This window comes from Tangfeifania diversioriginum (genome assembly GCF_900141875.1).
GTDB lineage: Bacteria > Bacteroidota > Bacteroidia > Bacteroidales > Prolixibacteraceae > Tangfeifania > Tangfeifania diversioriginum.
Genome location: NZ_FQZE01000008.1, coordinates 60,281 through 74,495, shown reverse-complemented (window position 1 = coordinate 74,495; position 14,215 = coordinate 60,281). Strand labels below are relative to the sequence as shown.

Annotated in this window: 12 protein-coding genes and 1 tRNA gene; 10 read left to right on the top strand and 3 right to left on the bottom strand. The window is 43.0% G+C overall.

Features of this window, described 5'->3' with window-relative positions; all coding sequences use genetic code 11:
• Positions 1 to 6: 6 nt before the first annotated feature.
• Positions 7 to 1,590 (top strand): calcineurin-like phosphoesterase C-terminal domain-containing protein, encoded by a 1,584-nt coding sequence (locus tag BUC07_RS06890; RefSeq protein WP_073167739.1) that lies wholly within the window; start codon positions 7 to 9, stop codon positions 1,588 to 1,590.
• Between the two features lie 214 nt (positions 1,591 to 1,804).
• Here BUC07_RS06890 and BUC07_RS06885 read toward each other — a convergent pair whose 3' ends face one another.
• Complete coding sequence (locus BUC07_RS06885; protein WP_073167736.1) at positions 1,805 to 2,407, bottom strand: methyltransferase family protein; 603 nt, start codon at positions 2,405 to 2,407, stop codon at positions 1,805 to 1,807.
• 148 nt (positions 2,408 to 2,555) lie between these two features.
• On the opposite strand from BUC07_RS06885, the gene BUC07_RS06880 reads away from it, so the two are divergent.
• A complete protein-coding gene (locus BUC07_RS06880; protein ID WP_073167733.1) occupies positions 2,556 to 3,515 on the top strand; it encodes a lipoate--protein ligase in 960 nt (319 codons plus the stop codon).
• A 90-nt stretch (positions 3,516 to 3,605) separates the two neighbouring features.
• Here BUC07_RS06880 and BUC07_RS06875 read toward each other — a convergent pair whose 3' ends face one another.
• Positions 3,606 to 4,982 carry a TrpB-like pyridoxal phosphate-dependent enzyme gene (locus BUC07_RS06875; protein WP_073167730.1) on the bottom strand — a complete coding sequence of 459 codons (1,377 nt, stop codon included), beginning with the start codon at positions 4,980 to 4,982 and terminating at the stop codon, positions 3,606 to 3,608.
• A 430-nt stretch (positions 4,983 to 5,412) separates the two neighbouring features.
• Here BUC07_RS06875 and BUC07_RS06865 point away from each other — a divergent pair.
• From BUC07_RS06865 to BUC07_RS06860, 3 genes are all read left to right on the top strand, one after another.
• Positions 5,413 to 5,484: transfer RNA gene (locus tag BUC07_RS06865), tRNA-Arg, on the top strand.
• A 123-nt stretch (positions 5,485 to 5,607) separates the two neighbouring features.
• On the top strand, positions 5,608 to 5,751 hold the full coding sequence (locus BUC07_RS20890) for a hypothetical protein (RefSeq protein WP_175552480.1): 144 nt from the start codon (positions 5,608 to 5,610) through the stop codon (positions 5,749 to 5,751).
• Between the two features lie 721 nt (positions 5,752 to 6,472).
• A complete protein-coding gene (locus BUC07_RS06860; RefSeq protein ID WP_139279498.1) occupies positions 6,473 to 6,766 on the top strand; it encodes a transposase in 294 nt (97 codons plus the stop codon).
• A 139-nt stretch (positions 6,767 to 6,905) separates the two neighbouring features.
• Here the strand turns inward: BUC07_RS06860 and BUC07_RS06855 are convergent, their stop codons facing one another.
• Entirely contained in the window at positions 6,906 to 8,054 is a 1,149-nt protein-coding gene (locus tag BUC07_RS06855; protein WP_217652658.1) for a DNA polymerase III subunit, read from the bottom strand.
• Positions 8,055 to 8,228: 174 nt separating this feature from the next.
• On the opposite strand from BUC07_RS06855, the gene BUC07_RS06850 reads away from it, so the two are divergent.
• The 5 genes from BUC07_RS06850 to BUC07_RS06830 all read left to right on the top strand — a co-directional run bounded on the left by BUC07_RS06850 (position 8,229) and on the right by BUC07_RS06830 (position 14,178).
• Entirely contained in the window at positions 8,229 to 9,425 is a 1,197-nt protein-coding gene (locus BUC07_RS06850; protein ID WP_073167720.1) for a phosphoglycerate kinase, read from the top strand.
• 127 nt (positions 9,426 to 9,552) lie between these two features.
• Positions 9,553 to 9,981 (top strand): C-GCAxxG-C-C family protein, encoded by a 429-nt coding sequence (locus tag BUC07_RS06845; RefSeq protein ID WP_073167716.1) that lies wholly within the window; start codon positions 9,553 to 9,555, stop codon positions 9,979 to 9,981.
• Between the two features lie 53 nt (positions 9,982 to 10,034).
• Entirely contained in the window at positions 10,035 to 10,223 is a 189-nt protein-coding gene (locus BUC07_RS06840; protein WP_073167713.1) for a YgaP family membrane protein, read from the top strand.
• 114 nt (positions 10,224 to 10,337) lie between these two features.
• Complete coding sequence (locus BUC07_RS06835; protein ID WP_083578148.1) at positions 10,338 to 12,920, top strand: beta-mannosidase; 2,583 nt, start codon at positions 10,338 to 10,340, stop codon at positions 12,918 to 12,920.
• A gap of 778 nt (positions 12,921 to 13,698) precedes the next feature.
• Positions 13,699 to 14,178, top strand: coding sequence for a ribonuclease HI (locus BUC07_RS06830; protein WP_073167711.1), 480 nt, complete (start codon positions 13,699 to 13,701; stop codon positions 14,176 to 14,178).
• Positions 14,179 to 14,215 lie beyond the last annotated feature (37 nt).

Genomic DNA, 14,215 nt, shown 5'->3' with positions numbered 1-14,215 from the left:
AGAATTATGAAGATAAAATTACCGGTTTTGCTTGCAGCAGCATTTTTTCTGCTGCCCGTTTTAAGTAATTATTCAGAAGTAAAAGCGCAGGCCCGCACCACGGTTGAAGGCATTGTATATCACGATAAAAACGGGAATGCCGTTTATGATTCCAAAGAAGACGACCCACTCGAAGGAGTTGCCGTGTCCAACGGCCGCGAAGTGGCGGTAACCAACCGCAAAGGCGAATATGAGCTTCCGCTGCGCAACGATGCGGCCATTTTTGTGATCAAGCCCCGCAACTGGGCTGTTCCGGTGGATGATGAAAATGTTCCGCAGTTTTACAAAATGTTTAGCGCAACCGGTATTTCGGGAACAAAATACGAAGGACTGGAAGCCACCGGTCTTTTGCCCGAATCAGTTGATTTTTCGCTTTCCCCATCTGAGGAGCCGGATAAGCTGAAAGTGCTTGTGTTTGGCGACACCCAGCCTCGCGACGATAAGGAAATTTATTACATGTCGGAGGAGGTAATTTCCGAACTGGTTGGTGTGGATGCCGATTTTGGCGTTACCCTCGGCGATGTGGTCTTTGATGATTTAAGTATCTACGACCATCTTATTGGAAGCCTTTCAAATGTAGGAACGCCAATGTGGTACGTGGCCGGTAATCACGATAACGATTATACAGGAAACAACAGCACCGAAGCCCGCGGTACATGGTTTAACAAGTTCGGACCTTCTTATTACTCTTTTACCCATGGTCCGGCACATTTTGTGGTGCTCGATAATATCCGCTGGATTGTTGAAGACGACGACCGCTACTACCGCACCGGCCTTGGTGAAGCACAGATGGAATTTCTGAAAAATGAAATGGAACGGCTGGATGACAACCAACTGCTTGTATTAATGGCGCATATTCCTTACGAAGGTTCAACGCCCTGGTATGACGAGGCCGAAAAACAGGCGTTTTACGAATTGATTGCCACCCATCCCAATACCGTTTCGCTGGCGGCGCACACGCACCGGCACTATCATCATTTTATAGATAAAGAACAGGGATTTCCGGGAAATGAACCGCACCACATGATAAGTATGGGAACCGTTTGCGGAGCCTGGTGGACTGGAGCTCCCGATGAATATGGAATTCCGCACACCATGATGTCGGACGGAACCCCCAACGGTTATGCGTTTTTAAACATCGATGGAAACAGCTGGAACCTGAAATGGAAAACCGCCGGCGTGCCTGAAAATGTGCAGATGCACATTGCTGCACCCGATGTGGTTTCTGCTGAAGACGACGCTTTTAAAGTAATTGCCAACATTTACAACGCCCTGCCCGATGCCGATGTAAAAATGAAAATAGGGGAGGACGGCTCGTGGATGGAGATGAAACGGGTTCCTCAGAAAGATCCGGTGCGACTGACCGAAAAAGAACGGGAAAACCAGCTGGGCGAAGTACCTTGGCGAAAAATGGGAGGTGATGCCGATTCGCAGCACATTTGGGAAGCCGAAGTGAATCAGAACATTGAGCCGGGTGTTTATCATATTCAGATAAAATCGGCCGACGACTGGTTTACATACGAAGGCAAACGGCTGGTGCGAATTAAATAGTTCGAGTAATTTTGCTTTACCAAATTTTTTTATTTAAAAACAGCACCGTCCTTTAGGGCGGTGAAAAGTAGATGACTTTATTTTATGAAGAATTTTTGTAAAATATTGTAAAATAATAAATTACAATATTTTACAAAAATTCCCGTGATGTAAAATGATTTTAAAACACCGCCCTGAAGGACGGTGCTAAATTTCAAAACTAGTCGAACTAAAATTAAAAATACCGCCTTACTTTTTTCCGGTATTCACGGTAGCTTTCGCCAAAATGTTCATCCATAAATTTCTCTTCTTTCAGAATGAAAAGATGGATGCTGAAAATGGCTAACACGGCAAATCCGATGAAAAACCAGCTGGGGAAAACGAGCGCTGTGCCCAGGAAATAAATCATGATGGACAAAAAAAACGGGTTGCGCGAAAATGAAAAAATACCGTTGGTAATCAATTCACCGCGGTTGTTTTCATTCAGTCCAAAACGCAGCGAGGCTTTAAAATTATGCAGTGTTAGACCCATGAAAATCAGTGAAATAAAAATCAGCAAAGCGCCGGCAATTTCAAGAAAAAGATAATCGGCAAGCGGCGTGGTTAAAAGGCTGTTCAAAATGGAAAACTGAAAGTGAAACACCGGTTTTGCCAGCTCAAAAACCCAGGCCAGCAGCAGAATAAAAAAGACCGGGTAAAGGATGAACATAAACCGGGGAGGATTTTCATTGCCGGAGCTAACTTTTACACCTCTTTTTTGCAGCAGGAATATTTTTCCCGAAATTAAAGCAGTGAGAATCATGAATCCGAGAAATGGAAAAATTTTGAGCCAGTTCATTACAAGTATTTTGAGTTAAAGTAAATGAAAACCCGTGAATTTTAAAAGGATGTGATTTCAGAAGCACGAGGCACTAAAAATTTAGGTGATTTGTGATAATTTTTGAATTACAATTTGTAAATCGCACGTTGAAAAACGAACCAGAACAATGCTTTGTATTCAGCTTGAAAATAGCGACCCGTATTTTTGCCTGGCTGCCGAAGAGTACCTGCTGAAAAATTTCAGTAAGGATATTTTTATGCTCTGGCAAAGTTACGACACAGTGGTTGTGGGCAAGCACCAAAATGCCCTGGCGGAAATCAATTACCCATTTGTACGGGAGAATAATATTACTGTTGCCCGTCGTATTTCCGGTGGCGGAACTGTTTTCCACGATGCCGGGAATGTAAATTTTGCTTACATCAAAAATGTAAACGACACTGCTGAAATCAATTTCAAAAAATTTACAAAATTTGTAGTTGAGGCGCTGGCAGAGCTCGGTGTAACCGCTGTAAATTCAGGGCGGAACGATTTGCTGGTGAACGATAAAAAAATTTCGGGGAATGCCGAGCACGTTTTCAAAAAGAGGGTGCTGCACCACGGAACCCTACTTTTTGATTCTGACTTAAGCAGTCTGGGGCATTCTATAAAAGTGGCTCCCGGAAAGTACACCGGCAAAGCTGTGCAGTCGAACCGGAGTTTTGTTGCCAACATTCAACCTTTTCTGAAGAATAAAATTACGACTGAAGAATTCAGAAGGTTTCTGCTTGGTGTTCAACTCGAAAATGAAGAAAATTCAGTGTATGAATTGACCGAAGTAGATAACCTGGCAATTCAAAAACTTGCCGATGAAAAGTTTAAAACCTGGGAGTGGAATTTCGGATATTCACCCAAATATGCGTTTCAGAATGAAGCTAAATTGGGAGACAGAACTATAAAAATAGCATTGAATGCCGAAAAGGGCCGGATTACTGAAGCCGCTGTTTCGGGCGATTTCTTTTCTGAACAAAAAGCTGATTTTTTGAATCAAAAAATTTCCGGCAAACGGCACTGTTTTGAAGACATAAAAGAGATGCTGAATGAAGTTCAACCCGATGTTCCGGATGAGTTGGTATTTGCTTTCTTTTAAAAAAAATACCCGTGATAACACTCTGAGTAATATCACGGGTAAATTTTATATTTTCCAACCTCTCCCCCTTGGGGGAGCCGGAGGGGGCCCTTATTTCGGCATCGGATAATCTTCCAGTTCCTTCAGGTTTTTCGCGATTTCCGATTCCGGATATTCATGATCGTGTAAATTGCCGTTTAAGTATTTGTTGTATCCAACCAAATCCATCAGTCCGTGTCCGCTAAAGTTAAATAAGATGACTTTTTCCTTGCCTTCTTCTTTCGCCTTTTTAGCTTCCCTAATGGTTGATGCAATGGCATGAGTGGTTTCCGGGGCAGGAATAATTCCTTCGGTTTTTGAAAACAGCAATCCGGCTTCAAAACACTCGCTTTGGTGGATGGCCTGTGCCTCCATCAATCCGTCTCTCAGCGCGGCACTTACCAGGGGCGACATTCCGTGGTAACGCAATCCGCCCGCGTGAATAGGTTCCGGCACAAAATTGTGTCCCAAGCTGTTCATAGCCAGAAGAGGTGTCATTTTAGCCACATCGCCGTGGTCGTAAATAAATGGCGCTTTTGTTAAGGTTGGACAGCTAAAAGGTTCCACCCCAATAATTTGTATGTTGGCACCATGAATTTTTTCATACATGTACGGAAATGAAATACCGGCAAAATTACTGCCGCCGCCGCAACATCCGATTACCACATCCGGATTTTTAATGCCCACTTTTGCCAGTTGCTTTTGTGATTCCAGCCCGATGATGGTTTGATGCAGCATCACATGGTTCAGTACCGACCCCAGTGAATAACGGGTCTCTTTTTTTGGGTCAGTTACAGCTTCTTCAATGGCTTCCGAAATGGCAATACCCAGACTTCCCGGAGTATCGGGGTATTTAGCCAGAATATCACGCCCTGCCTGAGTTTCGTTGCTTGGACTGGAAATGCATTTGCCACCCCAGGTCTCCATCATCATTTTACGGAAAGGTTTTTGGTCGAAACTCACTTTCACCATAAAAACCTTGCATTCAATGCCACCCAATTGTGCGCAGGCAAACGAAAGGGCCGAGCCCCATTGCCCGGCACCGGTTTCAGTGGTTAATTTTTTAATTCCAAACTCCTTGTTGTACCAGGCCTGGGCAACTGCCGTGTTTGGTTTGTGGCTTCCCGCCGGCGAAACGCCTTCGTTTTTGTAATAAATTTTGGCCGGTGTATCCAGTGCTTTTTCCAGTTCGTAAGCTCGGACGAGCGGACTTGGCCTCCACTGCACCAGAATTTCACGGATGGGTTCCGGGATGTCGATCCAGCGTTCCTGGCTTACTTCCTGTTCAATCAGGTTCATGGGGAATACCGGTGCCAGCATTTCGGGTGTAACAGGTTTCCCGTCGGGCCCCAGCGGCGGATTCATAGGAGTGGGCAGGTCGGGTGCCAGGTTGTACCACTGTTTGGGCATTTCCGATTCTTCGAGATAAATTTTCTTTTGATGAGTCATGATTTTTATTTTTTTGAAGTTTATTTTATACGAAAAAAGGGATTTACTGCTTTAACAATAAATCCCTTTTCGGTATTATATCCGTTTACTATTATTTATTTCCCGCGCTTCCATTTTCACGTTGCGCCAGTTCCACTCTTTTCCGTATGATGGCATGGTGTACATATCTTTCTTTTTTTCAGGGTGGTAAAACTAATACTATTTTTTCTTGAATCAAACAGTTCAAATTTTAAAATTAATACGGGAATGAAAATTTAATGTTTTTTTGGTTTTTTGAATCGCAGGAAGGGATTTTGTTGCAGTTGAATGAAAAAAATCCACCGTTATTTTAACCTCGTTAAAAATGCAGCCTGCTGTTGTTGAGATAATTTTTTGAATGATTTGTCGGAGAATAGGTTTTTGTCTATTTTTGCAGACCTGAAAAAAGGATGGCCCCATAGTTCAACGGATAGAATAGCGGTTTCCTAAACCGTAGATCCAGGTTCGATTCCTGGTGGGGCTACTAGGCTATTGATAGCCAAACACTTACGAGTGGAGTGTGATTTTCGACACGATTTCGGCTCCACTCTTTTTTTGCGCTCCTTTGTGGAAGGCTTCAAAAAGTAGGTGGAGTAAAAAAGAAATCATGAATTTTAATAATGATTCGCTTTTCCCTGCCGGGAGCCTTCATCTTTGCCTTCCTGCCCGTCTGGTCAGGCGGGGAAGCAAAGACGAAGCAGAAAATTCGAGGCTGATTTTCATCTTCAACCTCCATTTTCACAAAACTTAACTTCGGCTGGGTGATCTCCTCATATATTCGGAGCTTCCCGGTCTCAGTAAGGTTTTATTTTAAAATGGTTATCCGTATGTATCAAGTATTATATTGTATTCCCGCAGATTCCGCAAATAAACGCTGATTTTTTATAAAATTTCTGTGAAAATCTGTGTAATCCCAGCCTGCGTCTGGCAGTAGCGGGAGATTTACTTTTTAGGTATATATGCAGGCATTCATATATTTTAATTTTGGTTTCGATGAAAACAGGCTGCAGAACTGCAAGTTCGAAACTATTAAAGTGCTTGCACAAACCCCATGGCAATCAGTATCTTAATGGATTTTGCCACAAATCTGTTACAGAATGACTATCAGGGGATATAATAACTACAATTTATTAATTATCAGAATATTAAATAGAATATCAGTTTTTAACAAATGCAGGAAAGACTTTTTCTGCGAAGTCGTTATCCTTTTGCTTTCCATTAAAGGGCGTGTCAACTTCTTACAGCTTGGCCGCTATGGAAATTTCAAAGAACAAAGATACCGACAACAATTTAAAAAACCTTTCCCTGGCTCGATTTTAACATAGAACTTGCCCTTTCGCATGGTGGCAGCCGGTTTGTAATCGCATTTGACTCGAGCTACATCAATAAATCAGGGAAGAAAACACCAGGACTGGGTTGGTATTGGTCTGGTTGTGCAGGACAGGCAAAATGGGGCCTTGAAATTGGCGGCCTTGCAGCCATCGATTTGGACAACCACACTGCGTTCCACCTTGAGGCTGTTCAAACCCTGTTTGAAGATAAAGGTAACCAGTCTGACTGATTGGTATGCAAACATTATAAAAGAACGCAAAGAAACACTTTGCTCCATTTCAAAATACCTTGTTGCCGATGCCTGGTTTTCCAAAAAGCCTTTTGTGGATCAAATCATAGAAATGGACATGCACCTGATAAGCCGTTTGCGCGATGATGCCGACCTGAAGTATTTATACCTGGCCTTCAACCGGGAAGAAGGGACGACCATGTAAATATGCCGGGAAAGTTATTATGCATACTCTGCTAAAAATCGAAACCTTGTCAATGAACTTATATATTATGGCACTATTGCCGCTTAATTATTTAACGAAGTATTGATTTGTAGTCTATTAAAAATAAACGATGCGCTGATTATCTTTTTATTAACCGCACCATTCTCAGCGCGGTATCGAGAAAAATAATGCGGGCATTTCCGTTCATGGAAATGTGTTTGATGCCCCGCTCAAACTCTTTGGCAAACGGCACGATGTTTCGTTCGTTAATGAAAGGCGCGAAATTTTTTCCCCAATTTCGTTCTTTGTTGTTCAGGTAAACGAGGTTGGGTTTTTTCATGTTCATCACAAAATATTCGCGCACCAGCCGCAGTGCAAAACTGAAGAACGATTTTTGGCGGTCGCGGCCAATACGGCCCATTTCCTCGGCCCAATCCACCAGCTCTTTCACCTCACGTTTATAAGCAAAACGCATCATTTCCTGAAATTTAGTGAAATAAAACTGCGTGTCTTCGTCCGGGTTCAGGTATTCCAGCGCCTTGATGTAATTTCCGCTGGCCAGGTGCACGGCTTCTGGTATTTGTTCTTTATCGATTCCCTCGATTTTTTCGAGCGCGCTTTTCATCGAGTTTTTATCGATAAACGGAACCTTTAACAACTGGGCCCGCGAGCGGATGGTGGTGATAATCGACTCTTCATCTTCGGAAACCAGCAGAAAAAGTGTTTTGTTGGGCGGTTCTTCAATCAGTTTGAGCAGCTTGTTGGAACAAGCCTGGTGCATTTTTTCGGGCAGCCAGATAATCATAACTTTGTATTCCGACTCGAATGATTTCAGGTTGAGTTTGCGCATAATGGAATCGCTCTCCCGCTCGTAAATCAATCCCTGCGCATTTTCATTTTCAATAAAACCCAGCCACTGGCTAAGGGTGAAATAGGGATTCTTCTTAACCATTTCGCGCCAGCGGGGCAAAAAATCATCGCTCACAGGTTTTTTGAATTCTTTGGTGGGAAAAACCGGGAAGACAAAATGCAGGTCGGGGTGCGCCATTTTTTGGTATTTACGGCACGAGGGGCATTCCCCACACGAATCGGTTTCGCCACGGTTACGGCACGAAACATACTGTGCAAATGCCAGCGCCAAAGCCAGCTTGCCGGTTCCTGCGGGGCCGGTAAACAGTTGTGCATGGCTTATCCGTTGTTCTTTTACCGAGCGGATCAACCGCTTTTTGATCTCCTCCTGGCCTATTACATCGTTGAAAAACATTCCCCAAAAATAAGCTTTCTGCAATTGATAATCGAATTTACGATTCGAAAAATTCAGGACTGTAATTTGATGATGAATTGGTGTGTTTTTATTTTACCCGAACATTAAATTATCAGGTGGTTGAAAATGGGACTGTTTCTTGCGGAATTAATTTTTTATCTTTGATTACTTTTTAGAAAACCAAAAAAATAAAATACTATGCAAACAATTCACAACTACGATTTTTCAGGAAAGAAGGCATTGATTCGCGTCGATTTCAACGTGCCTTTAAATGATAAATTTGAAATCACAGACGATACCCGCATGCAGAAAGCGCTTCCTACAATCCGAAAAGTGATTGAAGGCGGCGGCTCTCCGCTGGTTATGTCTCACCTCGGACGTCCGAAAAACGGGCCGGAAGATAAATTTTCAATGCGCCATTTGGTTGATCATCTTTCGAAACTGTTAGATGGAGCCACTGTGAAAATAGCACCGGATTGCATTGGCGATGAAGTGAAAAAAATAGCCGATGAATTGAAACCGGGAGAAGTTTTGTTGCTCGAGAACCTGCGTTTTCATAACGAAGAAAAAGGCGGCGACGAAGAATTTGCCAAAAAACTGTCCGAACTTGGGGACTGCTGGATAAACGATGCATTTGGAACCGCTCACCGTGCGCACGCTTCAACAGCAGTTATCGCAAAATTCTTCCCCAACGATAAAATGTTCGGCTACCTCATCGAGAGCGAAGTAAAAAGCCTCGACAAAGTGGTAAAAGAACCCAAACGCCCGCTGACAGCTATTATGGGCGGTGCCAAAGTATCGTCAAAAATTACCATTATTGAAAACCTGCTCAGCAAAGTGGACAACCTGATTTTGGGCGGTGGAATGACCTACACTTTTGTGAAAGCCAACGGCGGCGAAGTGGGTGATTCAATTTGCGAAAACGATTACCTGGAAACTGCAAAAAATATTGAAAAGCTGGCCAAAGAAAAAGGGGTGAACCTGATTATGGCTACCGATGTACTTGCTGCCGATGCCTTCGACGAAAATGCCAATACTAAAATTATGCAGGCCAACGAAATTCCCGAAGGCTGGCAGGGACTGGATGCCGGACCCAACAGCATTGCCAAATTTAAAGAAGTGATTGAAAACTCGGCTACCATCCTTTGGAATGGTCCCGTGGGTGTGTTTGAAATGGATAAATTTGCCGATGGCTCAAAAGCAGTTGGCGAAGCTATTGTAAAAGCCACAGAAAAAGGTGCTTTCTCGCTGGTTGGCGGTGGCGACTCAGTGGCATGTGTCAATAAATTCAACATGGCCGACGGTATGTCGTACATTTCAACTGCCGGCGGTGCACTGCTCGAATACCTCGAAGGAAGAACGCTTCCGGGTGTGGCTGCGGTGAGAGGAGAATAGAAGCCCCTCTAAATCTTCCCAAAGGGGGAGACTTGAAGAAAAGAGGACATAATATAATTGAAGCCCGGAGTTTTTGGATTCCGGGTTTTATTTTTTCCCAAAAATCAAGTACTTTTAAAAGAAAAAAATGACACGAAAATTAGTACTTGTCGAACAACAATTTTCTCGTTACAACTGTGCCCAAACCGTTTTCAGCCTGTTTGCTGAAGAGGTGGGGCTCGATAAAAAAACAGCCCTGAAAATTGCCAGTGGATTTGGCGGCGGCATGGCCTGTGCCGAAACCTGCGGGGCAGTTACCGGTTCCTACATGGTAATTGGCATGAAACACGGGCACGATTCCAGCCACCCCGATGCAAAAGCCCGTACAAAACAGGCCATTCAGCGATTCAACGAAAAATTTAAAAAGGAACATGGTTCGCTCATCTGCAAAAAACTCACCGGCTACGATATTTCAACGCCTGAAGGAGCTTCAGCAGCTCATGAGGATGCGGTTTTTCAAACGAAATGCACGGCATTCATCAAAACAGCATGCGATATTTTGCAAGATGAATTCTAAACCTATACTGGAAATTTACGTTCAACAAATTAGAATCAAAAAATCAATAGTATATGAAATGTAATGTAGGTTCGGTTGACAGGTTAATCAGAATTATTTTAGGTTTAATAATTGCCATAGTTGGAGTAGTATTTAACAGCTGGTGGGGGCTTCTTGGAATCCCACTCATTGCAACCGGTTTGTTTAAATGTTGTTTGCTGTACATGCCATTCAATATTTCAACCGCAAAAAAAGAAGAGTAGTTTACAATGAAACGAAGGAAAGCGGCAGAGACTGAACCCCTGCCGCTTTTTTTGTGGAAATATTTGATTAATGCAGCTATTTTTCGAAATTTAGCCCCTCTAAAAATCCAAAAAATGTCAATTAAAAAAGTGCTGTTTTTGAATATGGTGATTGCCTTTGCCTTTGGTTGTCAGCCAAAAGAGAAAAATCCCAACCTCATGGTGCAAAACGAAATTAACGAAAACTGGCAATTCCGCCAAGCAGGTGAAGCGGATTGGATGGATGCCACCGTTCCGGGAACAGTCCACACCGATTTAATGGACAATGGCGTAATCGACGACCCGTATTACCGGCTAAATGAGCTCAATATACAGTGGATTGACAAAGAAGACTGGGAATACAAAACCACTTTTACCGTGCATGAAAACATGCTCAGCCACGACCGTGTGGAACTCGATTTTAAAGGACTCGACACGTATGCCGATGTTTTTGTGAACGGAGAGCAGATTTTGGCTGCCAACAACATGTTTCGCGAGTGGCAGGTGGATGCAAAAGAATTTCTGAAAGAAGGCGAAAACGAACTGCGGATACTATTCAAATCACCCATAAAAATTGGTCTGGAAAAATACGATGCCAATGAATTTGTTTACCCCGGTGCCGAAAACGACCAGGCCGAAAGGGGCGAAGTGGAAGATGGAAAACGTGTGAGCATTTACACCCGGAAAGCAGGTTATCATTACGGCTGGGACTGGGGCCCTCGACTGGTGACCAGCGGAATATGGCGGCCGGTTTTTTTAAAAGCCTGGGACGAAGCCCGCATTGAAAACCTGCAAATTGTGCAGCACGAAGTTTCGGACGAAAAAGCCACATTCACCGCTATTTTTGAAGTGGAAGCCGAAGGAAACGAGAAAGCCACTCTTTCGGTTTTGAACGACGGAACAACGCTTGCCAGCAATAAAGTTCAGATAAAGGAAGGCGTAAATAAATACTCCGTGGATTTTGAAATTGAAAACCCTGAATTGTGGTGGACAAACGGATTGGGCGAAGCGCATTTGTATAACATCACCGGGAAAATGAAAATTGGTCAGCAAACATTTTCTGAAGATACCCGCATCGGAATTCGCACGCTCGAGCTGGTTCGCGAAGAAGACGAACATGGCACGTCGTTTTATTTCAAACTGAACGGGCACCCTGTATTTATGAAAGGTGCCAACAACATTCCAAACGATATGTTTCTGCCGCGGGTTACCGACCAAAATTACCACACCATGATTGAAACCGCCAAAAAATCGAACATGAACATGTTGCGTGTTTGGGGTGGCGGTGTTTACGAAGATGATCTGTTTTATGAATTGTGCGACGAAAACGGCATCCTGGTGTGGCAGGATTTTATGTTCGCCTGTGCCATGTTCCCCAACGACGAACCGTTCCTCGAGAACATCCGGCAGGAGGCCATCGACAATGTGAAAAGATTGCACAATCATCCGAGCATAGCATTGTGGTGTGGCAATAACGAAATCCTCACCGCCTGGAATACCTGGGGCTGGAAAGGAATTGCTGAAAAACAGGGCGAAGATGTTCCTGAAAAAGTGTGGCAGGCCTACGTCGATATTTTCCATGAAACACTGCCCGAAGTGGTGGAAGAATTCGACCCGCAGCGCAGCTATTGGGGATCGAGCCCGTCGTCAGGGTTGGGCGTACAGGCTGATTTGGTGAACGGCGACGAACATTACTGGGGCGTTTGGTGGGGCAAAGAACCCTTTGAAACTTACGCCACACACCTCGCACGGTTTATGAGTGAGTACGGGTTCCAGTCGTTCCCTGAAATGAGCACGGTGAAAAAATATGCCGAACCGCAGGATTACGATATCTATTCGGAAGTGATGAAGTCGCACCAGCGTTCATCCATCGGAAATGAAACCATTGAATATTACATGCTGAAAGAGTACGACCAACCAAAGGATTTTGAGTCGTTTTTGTATGTAAATCATGTGTTGCAGGCCGAAGGAATTAAGTTTGGACTGGAAGGTCACCGCCGCGCCATGCCATTTACCATGGGCAGCCTTTACTGGCAGTTGAATGATGTGTGGCCGGTAGCATCATGGAGTTCAACCGACTATTACCAGAAGTGGAAAGCATTGCAGTATTACGTGAAAAAAGGTTTTGAGCAGGTATTGGTAAGTCCTTACATCGACGGGGTAAAACTGAAGGTGGGAATCGTGAATGACCGGCTTGAAAATGTTAATGCGCAACTTAAACTGAAATTGATGGATTTTGATGGCCGCGTAATTTGGGAAAAAGCCTCGCTGGTGGAAGTTCCTGCCAATACTAGCGATAATTATTTCAATGAAAATCGCCACGAATTTTTGTATAGAAAAGATACGAGAAACTTGCTTTTATCCGCCGAACTGGTTGAAAACGGCGAAACTATTTCGCGGAATATTTTCTTTTTCCGCCCGTTTAAAGAGTTGAATGTACCTTCGCCCGAAGTTGACTATTCTGTTACAAAAACCAGCGATGGTTTTAATATTGAAGTCAGCACCGACAAGCTGGCAAAAAATGTTTACTTCCAGATGGGAAGTGAAGGGGGATTCTTCTCGGATAACTATTTCGACATGCTGCCCGGCGAAACTAAAACCATTCATCTCAAAACTGAAATTTCAGAAATAGATCTCAACGAGGTGCTTACAGTGCGAACACTGGATGATGCGTTTTAAAAATAAAAGGAACCGTTTTCTCCAAAAGAAGAACGGTTCCCTTCACACCATAATTTCGTCGATAAAAAAGTATCAATACTTTAAATTATAAAAATTTAAAATTGGTTTGCTTCAGATCGGCTACAAAAGTCATGTCCGGGCGATGGGATATTTTATTCGGATTGCGTGGTTTGTACCCTCTCCTTGCCCCCCTATTGCCCCCCTATTTGTATAAGCCATATCAAATTCCATAACCAAATTTGCAAAAAAAATTCTATCGCCTTACGTTAGAAAAACTTATCGCTTAATCTGTGATAATTTGAGTTTCTTCTTCGATTTCTCAGCATCCATAAATTCTAACAAAGCATCAAAATCCTCTTTCAAAAAGTTCGATACTAACCCGGTTGGGGCTACAAAATCCGCTGGTTACCAGCGGCCTTTTTGTTTGGTCATACACTTAGTCATGCCGCAAAAGAATACCTTAATTTAGTTTTTATGCCAAAATCTAAACTTAGCCACATTTTATTCTTAAATTAACTCAAAATTCAACAATAAGGAAATATGAAATAGAGAGTTACCCACTACATGCTACTCAATGAGCTTGAAAAAGATGAATGTTTTGAAAGAAATTACAGGAGCACAATGAAATAAGCTATATGTTTTTTAACGGTTACCTGAAATTATTTTAAAACGAATAAATAACAGAGTTGATAACTGATAATTCTACTAATAGAGAAACGACTTTTCACTATTCTACAATATCCTGAAAAAATCAGATATTTGCTGTAATCTTATTCTAATGAAAGAACTGTTACTTTTTACCGATGGGAGCGTAAACACCAAAACCAAAATTGGAATTGGTGCATGCCTGGCTGTTGAAAATTCTGAAATTTCGTCTGAAAAACTTAAAAAAGAGGTAAAAATCAAACAGTTTGAAAATACTTCTTCCACGCGCCTGGAGCTGGAAACCTTATTGTGGGCACTTGGCGAAATGGCTTCCTCCGAAAATGCAATCATTGTTTATACTGATTCACAAAATATAACCGGACTGCTTCGCCGTCGTGAAAGACTCGAAAAAAACGACTTTCGATCGAAAAACAACCGGCTGATGAACAACCACGATTTATACCGGGAATTTTTTCGGGTAATCGATGAATTCGAATGCGAATTTGTAAAAGTGACTGGACACCAGCCCACGAGGGGAAAAGATAAAATCCACCGGCTTTTTACTTTGGTTGACCGGGCTTCGAGAAAAGCGCTGCGTAAATACAGGGGGTAATTTTTTTCCTGACAGTAATTTAAAGGGATGTATTATA